17 protein-coding genes are annotated in these 16,539 nt (G+C 72.1%); 14 read left to right on the forward strand and 3 right to left on the reverse strand.

All coding sequences use genetic code 11. From position 1 onward, the window contains the following. Nucleotides 1-70: 70 nt before the first annotated feature. From Q0994_RS12260 to Q0994_RS12310, 11 genes are all read left to right on the forward strand, one after another. Nucleotides 71-382 carry a septum formation initiator gene (locus Q0994_RS12260; protein WP_299532795.1) on the forward strand — a complete coding sequence of 104 codons (312 nt, stop codon included), beginning with the start codon at nucleotides 71-73 and terminating at the stop codon, nucleotides 380-382. Between the two features lie 3 nt (nucleotides 383-385). Then, a complete protein-coding gene (locus Q0994_RS12265; protein WP_299532797.1) occupies nucleotides 386-760 on the forward strand; it encodes a TadE/TadG family type IV pilus assembly protein in 375 nt (124 codons plus the stop codon). Between the two features lie 223 nt (nucleotides 761-983). Next, nucleotides 984-2,321, forward strand: coding sequence for a CpaF family protein (locus Q0994_RS12270; RefSeq protein WP_299532799.1), 1,338 nt, complete (start codon nucleotides 984-986; stop codon nucleotides 2,319-2,321). 10 nt (nucleotides 2,322-2,331) lie between these two features. Continuing rightward, on the forward strand, nucleotides 2,332-3,264 hold the full coding sequence (locus Q0994_RS12275; RefSeq protein ID WP_299532801.1) for a type II secretion system F family protein: 933 nt from the start codon (nucleotides 2,332-2,334) through the stop codon (nucleotides 3,262-3,264). A 13-nt stretch (nucleotides 3,265-3,277) separates the two neighbouring features. Further along, nucleotides 3,278-4,162 carry a DUF5936 domain-containing protein gene (locus Q0994_RS12280; protein ID WP_299532803.1) on the forward strand — a complete coding sequence of 295 codons (885 nt, stop codon included), beginning with the start codon at nucleotides 3,278-3,280 and terminating at the stop codon, nucleotides 4,160-4,162. A gap of 38 nt (nucleotides 4,163-4,200) precedes the next feature. Next, nucleotides 4,201-5,541: a sensor histidine kinase gene (locus Q0994_RS12285; RefSeq protein ID WP_299532806.1), complete on the forward strand. Its 1,341-nt coding sequence runs from the start codon at nucleotides 4,201-4,203 to the stop codon at nucleotides 5,539-5,541. Nucleotides 5,542-5,614: 73 nt separating this feature from the next. Beyond that, on the forward strand, nucleotides 5,615-6,682 hold the full coding sequence (locus Q0994_RS12290; RefSeq protein WP_299532808.1) for a response regulator transcription factor: 1,068 nt from the start codon (nucleotides 5,615-5,617) through the stop codon (nucleotides 6,680-6,682). Nucleotides 6,683-6,955: 273 nt separating this feature from the next. Beyond that, nucleotides 6,956-7,186, forward strand: coding sequence for a hypothetical protein (locus Q0994_RS12295; protein WP_299532810.1), 231 nt, complete (start codon nucleotides 6,956-6,958; stop codon nucleotides 7,184-7,186). After that, nucleotides 7,186-7,797, forward strand: a complete 612-nt coding sequence (locus Q0994_RS12300) for a pilus assembly protein TadG-related protein (protein WP_299532812.1) — start codon at nucleotides 7,186-7,188, stop codon at nucleotides 7,795-7,797. The genes Q0994_RS12295 and Q0994_RS12300 overlap by 1 nt, the downstream gene beginning before the upstream one ends. Before the next feature lie 236 nt (nucleotides 7,798-8,033). After that, nucleotides 8,034-8,444 (forward strand): hypothetical protein, encoded by a 411-nt coding sequence (locus Q0994_RS12305; protein ID WP_363325546.1) that lies wholly within the window; start codon nucleotides 8,034-8,036, stop codon nucleotides 8,442-8,444. Nucleotides 8,445-8,452: 8 nt separating this feature from the next. After that, on the forward strand, nucleotides 8,453-9,103 hold the full coding sequence (locus Q0994_RS12310; RefSeq protein WP_299532818.1) for an OmpA family protein: 651 nt from the start codon (nucleotides 8,453-8,455) through the stop codon (nucleotides 9,101-9,103). Between the two features lie 215 nt (nucleotides 9,104-9,318). Here Q0994_RS12310 and Q0994_RS12315 read toward each other — a convergent pair whose 3' ends face one another. Beyond that, complete coding sequence (locus Q0994_RS12315) at nucleotides 9,319-9,873, reverse strand: hypothetical protein (protein ID WP_299533062.1); 555 nt, start codon at nucleotides 9,871-9,873, stop codon at nucleotides 9,319-9,321. A gap of 198 nt (nucleotides 9,874-10,071) precedes the next feature. After that, nucleotides 10,072-12,051 (reverse strand): hypothetical protein, encoded by a 1,980-nt coding sequence (locus Q0994_RS12320; protein ID WP_299533064.1) that lies wholly within the window; start codon nucleotides 12,049-12,051, stop codon nucleotides 10,072-10,074. Nucleotides 12,052-12,617: 566 nt separating this feature from the next. On the opposite strand from Q0994_RS12320, the gene Q0994_RS12325 reads away from it, so the two are divergent. From Q0994_RS12325 to Q0994_RS12335, 3 genes are all read left to right on the forward strand, one after another. Further along, on the forward strand, nucleotides 12,618-13,214 hold the full coding sequence (locus Q0994_RS12325; RefSeq protein WP_299532820.1) for a hypothetical protein: 597 nt from the start codon (nucleotides 12,618-12,620) through the stop codon (nucleotides 13,212-13,214). A gap of 211 nt (nucleotides 13,215-13,425) precedes the next feature. After that, nucleotides 13,426-13,824 carry a hypothetical protein gene (locus tag Q0994_RS12330; protein WP_299532822.1) on the forward strand — a complete coding sequence of 133 codons (399 nt, stop codon included), beginning with the start codon at nucleotides 13,426-13,428 and terminating at the stop codon, nucleotides 13,822-13,824. Nucleotides 13,825-14,073: 249 nt separating this feature from the next. Beyond that, on the forward strand, nucleotides 14,074-14,943 hold the full coding sequence (locus Q0994_RS12335) for a hypothetical protein (RefSeq protein ID WP_299532824.1): 870 nt from the start codon (nucleotides 14,074-14,076) through the stop codon (nucleotides 14,941-14,943). 28 nt (nucleotides 14,944-14,971) lie between these two features. Here Q0994_RS12335 and Q0994_RS12340 read toward each other — a convergent pair whose 3' ends face one another. Beyond that, nucleotides 14,972-16,354, reverse strand: coding sequence for an amidohydrolase (locus tag Q0994_RS12340; protein WP_299532826.1), 1,383 nt, complete (start codon nucleotides 16,352-16,354; stop codon nucleotides 14,972-14,974). Between the last annotated feature and the right edge of the window lie 185 nt (nucleotides 16,355-16,539).

The raw sequence follows: 16,539 nt of genomic DNA on the forward strand, positions 1-16,539 counted from the left end.
GGACGCGGCCGGGCCCCGTGCGGGCCGTGACCGCGGGCAGGGCTCGATCGAGTTCCTGGGGATGACCCCCATGATCATCCTGATCATGCTCGTGCTCTGGGAACTCGCGCTGATCGGCTACACCTGGAGTCTTGCGGGCAACGCCGCGGACGTCGGCGCGAGGGCGGCCGCGGGGGCCGAGTTCTCGCCGAACTCCACGTGCAGGCGCGAGGCGCGCAAGGACCTCCCGGACGCCTGGGACGACAACGCCACGGTCCGCTGCAGCAGCGGCGGAGCCCTGTCCACCGCGGACGTGAAACTGAAGGTGCCCGTCCTGGTGCCGGGTCTCTTCGACCTCGACGTCAAGATCACCGGCCACGCAGCGTCGCCCACGGAGGGCTGAGCGATGACCACACGCACCGACCGCCGCCGCGACCGCGGCCAGGTCGCCATCGAGTACCTCGGCTTCCTCCCGCTGCTCCTGCTCGTGGGCATGCTCGCCCTGCAACTGGGCCTCGCCGCCTACGCCGCCAACCAGGCGGGCACGGCGGCCCGGGTCGCCGCCCGGATGGGGGCCCAGGACTTTCCCCGGATGTCGTCCGAACGGGCCGGGACGGAGGCGATCAGCGACTGGCTCACGGACGACCCGCGCGCGTTCGACCTCACCGTGGGCGGCGGCACGGACGAGGTCCGCGCCCACGCCCGCATCAAGGTCCCCTCGGTCGTGCCGGGCGTGGAGTGGGGCTGGGCCGAGCGGACCGCCACCATGCCGCGCGGGTAGCGGCCGCGCCCGTGGTGGCCGGGCCGGCGAGGGTCGCCGGCCCGGCCGTCCGGGCTCCCGCCCGTCGGCGGCTTCACCCGGAGCCGCCGGCCCGTCCCGCCGGCCCGCACCCGGAGCCGCTCGACCCGTTCCGCCCGCCCGCACCGACACACCCGGAACCGTCCGACCCGTCCCACCCCGCCCGCAGACCCACCCGGAACCGCCAGAACGAGGAGCAACGCGCATGAGCCTGCGGGCACGCATGACCGCCCCCGAGGAGAACGGCGGGGCCCGGGAGGACGGCCACATGGTCGCCCTCTACCGGGCCAAGCTGCTGGAGGAGATCGACCTCGCGGAGATGTCCGCGCTGGCCGCCGCCGACCGCCGGATCCGCCTGGAACGCGTACTCGGCCACATCATCAGCCGCGAGGGCCCCGTCCTGTCCACGCTGGAGCGTGCCCAGCTCATCCGGCGGGTCGTCGACGAGGCGCTCGGGCTCGGCATCCTCGAACCCCTCCTGGAAGACGCCTCCATCACCGAGATCATGGTGAACGGGCCCGACCAGGTCTTCGTCGAACGCAGCGGCAAGGTCGAACAGCTCCCCATGCGGTTCGGCTCGCACGAACAGCTGATGCAGACCATCGAGCGCATCGTCTCCACCGTCAACCGACGGGTGGACGAGTCCAACCCGATGGTCGACGCCCGCCTGCCCAGCGGCGAACGCGTCAACGTGATCATCCCGCCGCTGTCGCTGACCGGGGCCACCCTCACCATCCGCCGGTTCCCGCGCTCCTTCACGCTCCAGGAGATGATCGGCTTCGGTTCGCTCGACGAGCAGATGCTGGTGCTGCTGGCCGGCTTCGTCCAGGCCAAGCTGAACATCATCGTCTCCGGCGCCACCGGCACCGGGAAGACCACCCTGCTCAACGCCCTGTCCGGGCTGATCCCGAACTCCGAGCGCATCGTCACCATCGAGGACTCCGCCGAGCTCCAGCTCCAGCAGAACCACGTGATCCGCCTGGAGTCCCGCCCCGCGAACGTCGAGGGCAAAGGCCAGATCACCATCCGCGACCTGGTCCGCAACTCCCTGCGTATGCGCCCCGACCGCATCGTCGTCGGTGAGGTCCGCGGCGGCGAGTCGCTCGACATGCTCCAGGCGATGTCCACCGGCCACGACGGCTCGCTCGCCACCGTCCACGCCAACAACGCCGAGGACGCCCTGATGCGTCTGCAGACGCTGGCCTCGATGTCCGAGATCAAGATCCCCTTCGAGGCGCTGCACGACCAGATCAACAGCGCCGTCGACATCATCGTCCAGCTCACCCGGCACGCCGACGGCACCCGCAAGATCACCGAGATCGTCGCGCTGGACTCGCACGGCCGTGAGCCGTACCGCATCGTCAGCGTCGCCCGGTTCGCCGCCCTGCCGATGGGCGCCGACGGCCGCATCCACGGCGAGTTCCAGTACCTCCCGCTGCCGCGCCGCATCGCCGACCGCCTGTACATGGCGAGCCAGCCCATCCCGCAGGCGTTCGGCGTCGCCGCCTCCACCGACCAGCTCGCCACCCGAGAGGCCATGTAGGTACCGCGTCATGAACAATCTCCCTCTGATCACGGTCGGCGTGACGCTCCTGTGCTGCGTACTCGGCGTCTGGGGCCTGCACGCCTACACGGGCGGCAAGGCCGACCGCGACGCGCTGGTGGACCGGCTCTCGCACACGGGGCAGGTCACCGCGAACAGCCGCCGCTTCGGCCGGCTCGACCGGTGGGTGCGGACCACGTCGCTCGGCCACCGGCTCGAACTCAAACTGGGCGCCACCGGCCTGGAGATCACCCCCGGCGAGTTCGTCGTCTACGCCGTCGTCGCCATGGCCATCCTCTGGGGCGTCGCCTCCTCCATGCTGGCCGCGTTCTTCGGGCCGGTCGCCGCACTCATCGGCCTGTGGGGGACGAACGCCTTCCTCAACTGGCAGCGCACCAAGCGCATCGAGCGCTTCATCAACCAACTCCCCGAACTCTCGCGGGTGCTGGCCAACGCCACCCAGGCCGGGCTCGCGCTGCGCACCTCCCTCGCCATGGCCGCGGAGGAACTGGAGAACCCGGCCGGCGAGGAACTGGCCCGGGTCGCCCGCCGCCTCGCGGTCGGCGAGTCCCTGGACGACGCCCTGAGCGAACTCACCGACCGACTCCCGTCCCGCGAACTCGCCGTCCTCGTAAGCACGTTGGTGCTCTCCAACCGGGCCGGCGGCACGGTCGTCAGCTCGCTGCGCAACCTCACCGAGACGCTGGAGGAGCGCAAGGAGACCCGCCGCGAGGTCAAGACCCAGCTCTCCCAGGTCACCGTCACGGCATACGCGGTCCCTGCCTTCGGGCTCGGCGCGATGCTGCTGATGAACGCGGTGATGCCTGGTGCGCTCGACCGGATGACCGGCGCCTTCCTGGGGCAGGCCGCTGTCGTCGTCTCCATCGCCCTGTACGCCGTCGGATTCATCGTGATCCGCCGCATGTCCCGCATCGACGTCTGAGGGAGGAACGGACATGGATCTGCTGCTGGCCCTCGGAATGGGACTCGCGGTGTACGGGGCCCTGTACGGCTACCGGATGTACCGCGCCGACGCCAAACTGCCCACCGACCTCGCCGTCGCCCTGGAGGTCGGTGCCACCCGGACGAGCGCGGTCGGCTCGGGCATCGACCGGCTCGGCATGCGCTGGGCCCCCGCGATCCTGCGGATGATGGGCGAGAAGGCCGTCAACAAGAAGCGCCGCCAGATCGACATGGCGGGCAACCCCGCCGGCCTCACCATCGACCGGTACGCCGCCCGCCGTGCGGTGTACGGCGGGATCGGCCTGTTCGGCGCCCTTGCGATGGTGGTCAGGGGGCAGTTCTTCCTGGCTCTCATCATGATCGCCTTCGGACTGTTCTGGGTCGAGGCGGGCATCTGGTCCGCCGTCCGGGCCCGCCGTGAGCACATCGAACGCACGCTCCCGGACTTCCTCGACGTGCTCGCCGTCGTGGTCTCGGCCGGCCTCGGGTTCCGGCAGGCATTGGGGAGGGTCGCGGAGAAGTACGAAGGACCCTGGGCCGACGAGCTCCGCATCACGCTGCGCCAGATGGACATGGGCGTCAGCCGCCGTCAGGCCTTCGACGAACTGCGCAGACGCAACGACTCCGAACAGGTCGCCATGTTCGTCACGGCGCTCCAGCAGGGCGAAGAACTCGGCGCCCCCATCGTGGACACCCTGATCCAGATCGCCAACGACATGCGCCGCACCGACGCCCAGAACGCACGCCGGCGCGCGGCCAGGGCGGTGCCCAAGGCCACCTTCGCCGTCACGACCTTCCTCCTGCCGGGGACGCTCGTCCTGCTCACCGTCGGCTTCTTCTACGGCGCCGACCTCAACCTCGGCTTCATCGGCGGCTGAGATGGCGTCCAGGGCGATCCGGGGGAGGAGGTGGCGCGGTGTCCTATCTCGTGGAGGAGTCCCGCGGCGGGCTGCTCGGTGAGACCCGTGCGGGAAGCGGGACGGCGCAGGACCGTCCCGCGCTGGCCATACAGGTCAACGCCCTGCAGGCGATGTGCAGACAGGTCTTCGGCTTCCGGCTGGCGATGATCGCGGTGGCCACCCCGTTCGCCATCGGCGGGGCGGCTCCGGGAGCCGCCGGGTGGTTCGTCGGCGGCGCGATCGTGGTCACCTTCATGGGCTCCTACGTCCTCTTCCGCGACTGGGAGCGGTTCGGGCCACGACTGCTGCGGCACCGCTGGATCCTCGGGATCGACGTCACATTCGGGGCGCTCCTCCTCGTCACCGCCACCCCGGAGTCGACGCTCGCCTACGTCACCGTGTGCACCCCGCTGCTGGCCGGGCTCGTCTACGGATGGCGGGGAGCCGCCGTCTTCGCCGCCCTGCAGATCGTGATCGTGTTGGGCGTCTACAACACGGTGCCCAATCTCCGGAGCGAGAGCGACGGCACCGCACTGCTCCTGCCCGGATTCTGCGTGATCGCCGGAGCGGTCGGCGTCACCCTGCGCAACCTGCTGCTCCGCTTCGGCAGCGCCAGCCAGGCGCTCACCGAGACGAGGGCCCGGCTCGCGGTCAACGAAGCGGTGGAGAGCGAGCGCACCCGCCTCGCCCGGGAGATGCACGACTCGGTGGCCAAGACCCTGCACGGCCTGGCCATGGCGGCGGAGGGACTCGCCGCCTCCGCCGACCGGCTGGACCCGCTCAGCGTGCGCCGCCAGGCCGAACTGGTCGCCCGTTCCGCCCGCCGGGCCGCCGTCGAGTCGCGGGAACTCCTCACCGACCTGCGTCGGGAGTCGGGACTCGACGGCGGCATCGACCTCATCGGCGAACTGCGCATACGGACGGAGGACTTCAGCCGCCGCAACGAGGTCGCCGCCACCTTCCGCCTCCTCGGGGACGAACCCGTCCCCCCGGTCCCGCACGTCGTCGCCCGCCACCTGCTCACCGTGGCCTCCGAAGCCATGGAGAACGCCCACCGCCACGCGGGCCCCAGTTACCTGGTGGTCCTCGCCGGGGTGAAGGGCGACATGCTCCGCATCAGCGTGTACGACGACGGGCGCGGCCTCCCGGCGGGCACCAGCCTCGACACCCTGCGCAGGGCGGGCCACTTCGGCTTGGTCGGCATGGTGGAACGCGCCGCCTCCATCGGCGCCCGCATCCGCATCGGCCGCGGCAAGGCCGCCCAGGGCACCGAGGTGCGCCTCGAACTCCCGCTGGCGGCCCTGACCCTGCCGGCCGACGCTACCGGCCCCCCACCTTCCCCCTTCCCTTCCGACTGAGTGCCGCACCCAGCGGTGCCGGCTCCACCCACCCCCCACCCACCGCTCCAGTTCCCTGAGAGGAGGTCGCAGAATGCCGGACGACGCCTTCCGCATCCCTGGCGCCCGCGGACCGTCCGCGGTCCGCCCACCGCAGGCTCCGCCGCCTTCCCCTTACGCGACCGCACACGACCCGTACCCCCGCCCTCCCCACGCCCAGCGCGGACCGCTCGACGCACCGCCCCCGCACGACCCCGCACCCGGGACCCCGCCCTCGCCCTTCCCGCCACCGCCCGCCGCTCAGCCACCGGACCGCATGCGGGTGGTGGTGGCCGACGACAACCCGGTCGTGCGGGCCGGACTCGGAGTGCTGCTCTCCGGCCGCCCCGACATCGAAGTGGTCGCGGAGGCGTCGGACGGCCGTCAGGCCTACGACCTCACCGTGGCGCACCGACCCGACGTCGTCCTGCTCGACGTCCGGATGCCCGGTGTCGACGGCATCTCCGCCCTTCCGCACCTGGTGGGCATCGCGCCCGTGCTGATGCTGACCTACAGCCGGGAGAAGGAGATCGTGCAGGAGGCACTGCGCCTGGGCGCCGGCGGTTACCTGGTCCACGGGGAGTTCACCGCCGACCAGCTCGTCCAGGCCGTACGCGACACCAAGGACGGCCGCGCCCACTTCACTCCCACGGCCGCCAACGCGCTGCTGGCCCACATGCGTCAGGGGGCGCCCCCCGGGCGCGGCCCTCTCCCGGAAGGGCTCGGCACCGCGCTGACCACGGGGGTCCTGTCCCCGGCCCCGCGCGCGGCCGGGACCGGCGAAACGCCGGTCGGCTCGCCGCGACAGCCCCGGAACAGCGAAGGCCTTTCGCAACTGCAACCATTTGTGGGACAGTCTTCGGTAACCGGCACGCCTGCCGTGCCGGGATCCAACAGGCAGCAGTACAAGCTGAGTTCGAGGGAGGTGGAGATCATGGAGCTCATCGCTTCCGGCATGAGCAACCAGCAGATCGCCGCCACCTGCTTCATCAGCGAGAAGACGGTGAAGAACCACATCAACCGCATCTTCACCAAGCTGCACAGCGGCAGCCGCAGCGAGGCCATCGCCCGCTGGCTCGGCACCGCCCCTCCGCTGGGCTCCGGCCCGCAGGGAGGCCGCTAGCCATGGACGTACACGCGCGCGGGGGCGCCGATGTGCGGACGGCGGGCGGGGCTACCGGTCCTGATGCCTACGTTGCGGATCGCAACGAGACGGCACGGGCAGGGGTTTGGGCCCTGAAATGGGCCCTGGGACCCTGCGGCGAACCGTATGGGCCGCCGTATGTTTCTGGTGTCGCCGACGGGACCGGCCGGGAGGAAGCCGGTACCGGGGGCGACACCACAGAAACGTGCGAGCCGGCCGGCAAGCGGTCGGCCGGACCAGGAGGGGACCCCCATGTCGAACATCACCACGAAGACCGCCGTGCGCGTCAACGGCTGGGCCAACACGGCGGTCTCCGCCATCCAGAAGCGCTACGAGGCGAAGGACCGCGGCCAGACGGCCTTCGAGTACCTGGGCATCATCCTGGTGGTCGTGGCGATCATCGGGGCGGTCCTGGGTTCGGGCATCGGCGGGGAGATCTCCTCGCGCATCAGCTCCCTGGTCCAGAGCATCGTCTCGGGCTGATGACTGGCCGTCTCCTGCGGCGCGATCAAGGGCAGGCCTTCCCCATCTACGTGATGATGGTGGCGGGTCTGCTCTTCCTCGCGTTGGCTTTCTTCGCCGTCGGCAAGGCATCGGCGCTGCGCAACGAGGCACAGGGCGCTGCCGATGCGTCCGCCCTGGCTGCAGCGCAGTCGGCGCGCAAGCAGTTCGAGGCCCCGTTCATCGCCGCCCTGTGGACCAACTCGATCGACGTGTTTCTCCGCGCTTCCCCGTTCTACGCCGCGTGCGGCGCGGCTCAAGGACTCGCGTCCGCCAACGACGCCGACCTCACCAGTTGCGTGCCGGTCGAAGGCGGGAAGCGCGACACCATCACGACCACGGTGAGAGGGCTGGGCGCCGTCGATTCGCCCGTCCTGCCGGGCTCCGACGAGAAACACGCTTCGACCGAAGCCACCGCCATCATCGAGTTCCGGTGCAGTTGGAAGGCCGTCGATCTGAACGACGACGGCGTGATGGACATCTACTTCTTCACGTGCGGCGACGCCGGAATGATAGAGATCAGGCCAAGCAGCCCACCGCCGTGGCCCAGCGTGAGCAAGATTCTCTTCGACGTGCACTTGGTAGATCAATGACGGCGAACGACGAGTAGAGGAACTGCCCCATGAGCATTCGGCGCACCAAGAGAACCTCGAGGGTGATGACCGCTGTGTCGACAGCGGCCGTATTCGCTCTTGTGCTCTCCGGCTGTGGCACCGACGAGGACGGTAAGGCGCAAGAGGGAGACAGTGCGCCTTCGACGTCTTCATCGGTGTCCCAACCCGCGGAGAGTTCACCTGCCCCGCAGGAGGACACAGCGGCGGGCGAGACCGTGGATCCGAATGCGAACCTCGCCGAGGTTCAGGGGCAGTCCGGGGTCGTGCTGCGGGTCACCCAGGTCCTGCGTGATTCCGGAGGCTTCGTAACGGTTCAGGCGGTGATCGAGAACAAGGGCGACACCGCGGTCAACCCCTCGTCCTGGGTGGGGGAGGAGCGGGGAGTGGTCGAGGCCAGTTTCAATTCCGTGGCCGGAGCGACCTTGGTCGACAAGGCGGGGAAGAAGCGCTACTACGTGCTGCGCGACACCGACAACAGGTGCCTCTGCACCACCAAGATCAGGGCGCTCCAGCCGGGGGCCAGCACAGCGGTCTTCATGCAGTTCCCGGCTCCGCCGGCCACCACCACCGAAGTCGACTTCAGCCTTCCCACGTTCGCCACCGCGTCTCTCAAGATCTCCGGATGAGGTCGAACATGACTCACATCGGATCGACGAGAGAGCGGCGCCGGCTCGTGGGGCTGCCCGTGGCCACGGTCGTGCTGGTGACGGGCGTGACGCTGTTCGGCGCCCCGTCCGCCCTGGCGGACGACGGTCCGTCGGTGCCGCCCGGCACGGAGGCCACGTCGAAGGCCCCCGTTGCGCTGGATGCCAACGACCCCGACCTCAGGATGCCCGAGGGCGGCACCCTCGCTCCCGGCAAGGTCCTCGACATCGTGCAGGTGGTCGAGGACATGGGCGGGGAGGAGCGGCGTGAGGACTCCAACCAGAGCATCAAGTTCGCCCTCCAGGCCGAGGTGCTCTTCGGCAAGGACAGCGCCAAGCTGAGTTCGCAGGCGAACGCGCGGATCGCGGCCATCGCGGCCGAGATCAACAAGAACAGCGCCACCAAGGTCCGGGTCTTCGGGTTCACCGACAACCTCGGCTCCGCGGCCCACGGCGACGTGCTCTCCAAGCAGCGGGCCGACGCGGTGCACGCGGTGCTCTCCAAGGAGCTCGGCGCGAACATCTCGTTCGAGATCCGCGGCTACGGCGAGCAGTACCCCATCGCCAGCAACGGCACGGAAGAGGGCCGGAAGAAGAACCGTCGTGTGGAGGTCTCCTTCCCGCGCGCCGGTACCCCCTGACGCGCGTCCTCCCCGGCGGGGCCCCGGAGACGGCAGCACGAGCTGCCGTCTCCGGGGCCCCGTCCGTCGAGCGGCAGCTCGCTCCCACGCCGCCGGTGATCGTGGACGCCGGGTCGCCGCCCGGAGATGACCGGGCATGAGCGACGAGACCATGAGCGGGCCCGGCCCCGACGGGACATCTGGTGCCGCGCCGGTCCCCGCCCACCCCGTCCGCCTCACTTCACCGTGACCGACTCCGCGAACGCGTCCAGCTCCGCCTTCGACAGCGCGCCCCTGACCGCGTTGACGCGGGTCACGAAAGGCACGCCGTGCGAGTCGACGCCGGCGATCAGGACTCCGGCCATCGGGGTGCCCGCCGGCGGGGTGTGCTGTTCACCGCCGGATGTGAAGGTGTAGTCGATCCGGCGGGCCTGGGCGGCGCTCTCCTCGCCCGCGAGGCGTACGTCCGTGGTGGCCGTACGGGTCGTGCCGAGGCCGATGCCGGCCCCGGCCGCGGTGGCCGCCTCCTCGGCGGTGCTGACGCCGGTGGCGAAGTCGAGTTGCACGGAGACCATGCCGGTCCGCACCCCGTCCTCCACCTTCAGTGCCACGGCGGCGTTGGCCCGGCCGCGTTCCCGCGCGGGCTGCTCCGCGTATCCCCGGCTCTCGGGGTAGCCGACCGACAGGCTCTTCGTGTCGAGCGTGCCCCAGCCGTCCGGGACGTCGGCCGCCCCGTCCTCACCGCCGCACGCGGTCAGCAGCAGGGCCGCGGCGCACACCGCCGGGACCACCCTGCGGAGCCCTCCGGCCGCGCCGTCGCCCGCCGCGCGCCTGCTCCGCCCCGCCGCTCCGGTCACCCGCGTCACCCCCGCCACCAGCCCTCCCGCACCCGAACCACCCGCAGCCCCGTTCACACCCGCACCGCCTGCGGCACCCGCACCCGCACCACCCGCACCGTCCCGCACGCCCGCACCCGACACCCGTACCCCTCACTCCGCGCAGTAGCTGTACGGCAGGTACGCCCGCGTGCCGTCGTCCTTGGGCGCGCCGAGGAACTGTGCGTCCGTCAGGCTCTGTTGCTTGGTCTCGGTGGAGACGGAGAAGCCCAGGCTCATCCCCAGGGACACCTCGAAGCCGAAGTCCTGGGCGTTCGTGTCGCCGAGGTACCGCATGGTGCTGGACAGCCCGTCCTCGTACATCATCCGCTCGAACGGGTCGTTGGTCACGGGTTCGGTGATCAGCGAACGGTCGCCGAACAGGTAGGCGAACGGGGCGGTGTTGTCGCCCGAGCCGCTGAGCCACTGTTCCGCGACGGACCGGCGGGCCGCGGTGGCGGTGTCGTCGTCCTTGCCGAAGACGAGCGAGTTCGTCATCACCTCGATGCCGCTCCCGCCGGAGCCGTCCGTGACGCTGCCCTTGCCACCCCGTTTGTCGGCGCCCTGCTGCCCGTTGTCCCCGGCGACGTCCACCTTGCCGCTGGACGAGCCCTTCTCCACCGTCTGCGTCATGTCGATCCGTACGAGTTCGCCGGTCTTCTGGTCCCGGGTGACGGTGATGGCGCCCGTACGGCTCTGCTTGCCCGAGACGTTGCCCGTCACCGGGCCGAGGGTGCCCGCCACCTTGCCGTCGAGGTCGAGCTTGGCGGTGTAGGTGTACGACTCGTTGCCGCTGACGCCGTCCTTCGTGATGGTCACGTCCGGCGAGAACGTCGCCTTGCCGCCCAGCTTCGCGCCGAGCTTGGTCTCGTCGCCGCTCTTCACCGAAAGCCCGCCGTCCGCATAGGCGTTGAGGGCGACGGTGGCGTACGAGATCTTCTTGTCGCCGATCTTCTTCTCGATGGCCTCTTTCTTCTCGGCCCACTGCATCGCCGAGTACCAGCCGCCGCCGTACGCGCCGCTGTGCGTGGTGGCGGTCTCCCACATCTTCATCTCCTCGATGTCGTCGCGCATCGCCTGCGCCTCGGCCTCGCTCGCGAAGACCCAGGTGTCACCGTTGGTGATCTTGATGCCGCCACCGATGTCGATGTCGGCCTTGCCGAGACTGCCGAGCTTCACGCCGGGCGTGCTCGCGGTGACCCCGGCGGAGGCGGCGTCGGTGAAGGTCATCTGGACGACGACGTCCTTGCCGTCCACCGTGCCGTCGCCGTTCACGTCGGTGTTGGCGCGCGAGACCTTCTGCTGGAAGCCGTACTCCTCGCCCCACTCGAACCAGCCGATCTTCGTCTTCGACCCGGCCTTGTCGGAGACCATGGAGACCTGGCACAGCGCGGGCTCGTAGTCGGCGTCGGTCCTGCCGTCCGCGGTGCCGTCGTCCTCGCCGCCGGCCGCGCAGGAACCGCTGCCCCCGCCCAGCGAGCTGATCACGCACCGGAGGCGTTCGCCGATGTCCCCGCCGATCCCGGCCGCCGCCAGTGCGCCGATCAGGGTGGCCACCAGCACCACCACCCCCAGGTACTCCACCGCGGTGGCCCCGCCGTCCCCGCGGGGCGCGCCGCCCGTCCCCGGAGGCCGGTAGGACTGCGTGGAACCGGGGGCGTGCCGCCAGTCGTACGCGCCGGTACGACCGGTGCCGCCCCAGTGGTACGCGTACGGGGCGGGGGGCTCGGGTTCCGCGCGGTCCTCCAGCAGCCGGTCCACCGCCAGCCCCACCGCGGCCCCGGTGGCGAGCGAGGTCACCGGCATCAGGACCCCCTCGACGCCGACGGCGTCGAAGGACACCGCGAAGCCGTAGACGAGGCCGGCGAGCGGTACCGCGAGGGCCCCTAGCGGGTACAGCAGCCGGGAGGCGCGATGTTCGTCGGGCAGGGTGCGGGCGGCGGCGAGCGTCGCCAGCCCGGTGACGACGAGGTTCGGCAGGTGCAGCAGGCCCAGCCGCCAGCCGAAGCTCTCCAGTCGTCCGTCGCCGCCCAGTGTGCCGAGCAGCGCCCGCGACACCACGAAGCCGGCCGCGACGTAGACGAAGGCGCCCATCGCCCAGGCGCGCGTCTGGGGGAGGAACCACCCCTCGCGCGAGCGCCGCGGGGGAGGGGCACCGTCCCGGCCTCCGCCCGGTGAGGCGGCCTTCCCGCGCTGCCAACCGCCACCGCTCACGGTCCCCCGCCTCTCCCCGGTGCTGCCCGGACCGGCGGGCTCCCGCCGGCCGGCCGGTGGTCCGGCCGTCGCCCGTGCAGCCGAGCGTAGGGACGCGCGCCCGTCCTGCACCGGGCCCGCGGCCCCAACGTCGGACCCACCGCCGTGCCCGCGGAGGGCGACGGGAAGGCGGGCGGTACGGGAACGCGGGCGGAACGGGTCCGACCGTGGGTCCCGGGGCCCACCTCCCCACCGCCCCCGGTCGCTACGCTCAGCCACAGCCGTGGCCAGGGGTCTCCGTCGTCACTCGCCTTCGCCGCACCCCGGCCGTCCGGGACGGGGCGGGCGGAGCGCGGCGCTGCGCGGTGCCTCGAAGGCCGCCGGCTGAACCGGCCGAACCGCTTGAACCGGCCGAGCCGTCCGAACCGGCCGAGCCGTCCGAACCGTGAGCGCGACGAGGGGGAACCATGAGCGGAACAGGCTTTTTCCAGTCCTACCACTGGGGTTGGGGACGTCCCGACGCCACGACGCTGCTGTGCGACCTCGAAGCCGACGGGATGCGTCTGGCACCCCCGTCCGGCGGTGCGGAGGCCACCCGCGCCATGGACGGGACCGGTCCGTCACCGGGCGCCGCCGACCACCGGGAGCGGTTCCTGGCCCTCGCCGGGTCACAGGAGCTGGACTCGCTGGACGTACGCCTGCGGGTGGGCGGGGCATGGGACGTGCCGTTGCGGATCCGGCGGGCGGGCGGCGGCGCCGTGGCCGTGGAGATCGGGCTGTCCGGGCTGCCGTACGGGCCGTGCGAGCGCGTCGTGCGGGCGGTCCGGCACACGGTGGGCCGCGCCTCGATGCTCTGTCTGGGGTTCGTGCTCGACCGGGGCGGCGTGACGGCCGGGACCGACTGGGACCGGGTCGTCGTGGACGGAACGGAACGCATCGGCGGCTGGCCCGACGTACTCGCCGTGCGTGACCGGATCGCGTGTACGCACGCCCAGTTGGCGGGCCGGCCCTCCGAAGACCGGTCCCCCTGGCGGGTGTTCGGCGGGGAGATCGTCACTGTCTGAGTCCGGATGGCCCGTCGGGTGTCGCAGCACGTCAAGGGCGGTGCGGCCGACCCCGCCGTCCCGCCCGTCGGCTTGGGCCCCGAGGTGAGTCCTGGGGCCCACGACCGGCCGGGTCCGGCGGGACTAGTTTCCTTCTCGCGACCCCACTGACCGCGGCCCGGCTCTCCCCCACGGTGCCGGGCCGCTCCCGTACCGGAAGGTGACCGAGAACGTGCCCACAGCTCAGCAGCTCTCCCTGACCGAGGACGAGTCCAGACTTCTGCAACTGGGCCTGACGGAGTGGAGCGGCCCCGCCCACTGCACCGAGGAGTTCGCCGTGGCCATGGGGTTCGACGGCGCGGACGACCTCCAGAGCCGCAGCGTCGCCATCCGCTCGGCGCTGCTCGCCGACGAGGCGCTGGATCCGCTGGACTGGGCGCGGGCGCTGATGTCCACCGAGCTCGCCTTCGCCAGCGACGTGGTGGGGTCCGGGTACGAGTGGTCCACCAGCACGGGCTGGGCGGACGACATCACGATTCGGGTGTTGCGCTCCATCCAGCTCAAACTCATCCGTACGGTGGCACCACTCGTCGGCAGCCGCCTCGGCACCAGGCCGCCGGCCCGCGTCTGAGGACCGCGTCCGGGGCCCGCGTCCGGGGGACCGCCGAGTGGTGTCGCCGTACCGCCTGCCCACGGGCCGGTACGGGGCGCCGGAGTACGGTCACCGGGGGGAGGGACGGTCACGGACACACTGAGCCTCTCGGAGCGCGCGCGGCCCGGCCCGGACGGCGACCCGCCGCCTGCCCACCCCGCATCCCGCGCGGCGGACAGCGCCCGCTCCGGCCCTGCGCACAGCGCCCGTCCCGGCCGGGCACGGGCCGTGACCGCCCCGGCCGTCGTGCTGCTGCTCGCCCTCGGCGGCTGTACGTCCACGGAGCCCGGCCCTCCGGACCCCACGGGCGCCACCCCGCCGGGCCCCGCCGCCACCGCCCCCGTCGGCCCCGACGTGCCCCGTACGGGTTCCCCCGTGCCCCGTACGGGTTTCCCCGGAGAGCCGGGCGTGCCGCTCACCGCCGCCGGGCTGGCGGCGCACGCTCTGCGCGACGGCGATCTGGCCGGTTACCGCATCGCCCCGCTGCCGGGCCGCACGGACCTGGACCCCGGCCCTTCGGGTGCCGACCCGGTCTGTGCCCCGCTGGCGGCGGTGATCGAGGCGGCCCCCGGCGTCGTCCCCGGCGCACGGCCCGGGCAGGACGACGGCACGTACCCCGTCGCCACCGTCCAGCGCACCGCCGCCCCCGACGCGGAACCGGGGCCGGACGCGGGGCCGGACACAGCGCCGGGGCCGGGTACGTCACCGGGGCCGGGACACGGGACGCAGGACCCCACCGTCGTGACCCTCGTCCTCGCCGCTTACTCCGGCGACGGGGCGGGCCGGGTGATGGCGGAGCTGCGGCGGGCGCTCACCGCCTGCGCGGCCGGCTTCGTGACCACCGGCCGGGGCGAAGCCACCCGGTACGGCGCGGTCACCCCACAGGCAGCGCCGGCGCTGGGGGACGAGACGCTCGCCTACCGGCTCACCGGGCACTCCGGGACCGACGCCGCGCCCCTGGCCTTCCGCCTCGTGCGGGTCGGGTCCACCGTCGTCGCGTTCCGCGCCGCCAACTACCTCGACGCCGTGGTCCCGGAGATCCCCGAACCGCTCGTCGCTGCCCAGACCCGGAAACTGACGGGCCGGCCCCCAGCCTGAGCCTTCAGTCAGCCCGACGCCCGACGCCTCACCCCTCCGAAAGCCCTCCGCGGAACGTCTCCGAGCGGGCCAGCGAGTCGTGCAGCGCGACGAACTCGGCGCGGGACAGTTTGGGGCCCGAGCGGGCCAGGACGTCGCGCGCCGCCGCGGCGCCGTTCACCAGCAGGTCGACCGCGGTCATCGCCATCAGCTTGGCCGGCACGACGGCGGCGGCATGGTGGTCTGCGGTGTGGAAGACGTTGCCGTGGAACGGGGCGTCGGTACCGGACGCGGCGAACGGCTGGAACACCGGCATCACCCGGCCCAGGTCGCCCATGTCGGTGGAGGCGCCGAAGTTGCCGCCGGCGATCTCCAGCCGGTCGCCGACCAGCGCACGGGCGTTGGGCACGGCGAGGGAGGCCAGCGGAGCGTCGTCCTCGAACGGCAGGAAGGAGACGGCCGTGTCGATGTCCACGTCCGCGCCCATCGCCAGCGCCCCGCCCCGCAGCGCCCGGTCGACCCGCTCCGACACCTCCTGCATCGCCTCCACGGAACGCGCCCGGATCATCATCTCCATCTCGGTGACCGCCGGGATCGCCGACACCGCCGCGCCCGAGCTGGTGATCAGGTGGTGCACCCGGATGTTCTCGCCGTCCCGGAACATCTCCCGGTGCGCGTCGATCGCCGCGATCGCGACGGTCGCGGCCTTGTACGAGCTGACGCCCGCCCACGGCGAGGCGCCGGCGTGCGCGGACCGGCCGCGGAACCGGACGCGCTTGACCAGCGAACCGTTGCCCGAGCCGCCGATGGCGAGCGGCGGCGTCGCCGGGCCCGCGTGGGTGAGCATCGCGAGGTCCACGTCGTCGAAGTGGCCGCGCCGGATCAGCTCCGCCTTGCCGGCGGTGTGGTGGATCTCGCCCCGGTCGCGCAGCGCGAACCGCCAGTCGGTCTCCAGGCACTCCTCGGCCGGTACGGCGAACAGCACCACGTCGCCGTCGAGATCGCCCATCACCGCGCCCAGCCCGATGCCCGCGCCGACCATGGAGGCGATCTGCGCGTTGTGGCCGCAGGCGTGCGCGGCGCCCGTCTCCGGATCGGCGTAGGGATGGTCCGGCACGATCAGGCTGTCCAGCTCGCCCAGCACGCCGACCGTCGGACCCGCCGACCGGCCGGACATCCGGGCCTTGACGCCCGTACGCGCCAGACCGGTCTCCGGCTTCAGGCCCAGTGCGCCGAACGCCTCCGCGACCACGCCCGCGGTCCGGGTCTCGCGGTAACCGACCTCCGGGTGGCGCATGATGTCGTCGCTCAGGCCGGTGATCCGGCCGGCCGCTGCGTCGATGGCCGCGCAGACCCGTGCCTTCAGTTCCTCCGCACCGGACCCTGCGGCGGATCCGGCGTGGCCGGCGGCGTTGTCTCCGGGGATGCTCATGAACGACCTCTCTGACGGATGTTTCGATGGATCAGGCCGACAGGGAGACGGTCACGGAGCGACCGTCCCCGGCCCGAGCGCCGGGTTCCGGAGAGCGCCCGCCGACGCCGTGCGCCGTAGCGACGACACCGGCAGACGACACCGGCGGGGGCCCCGCCAGGCTGACGGCTGCGCACCGCACTCAC

Source organism: uncultured Streptomyces sp., assembly GCF_947488945.1.
In the GTDB taxonomy this organism is placed as follows: domain Bacteria; phylum Actinomycetota; class Actinomycetes; order Streptomycetales; family Streptomycetaceae; genus Streptomyces.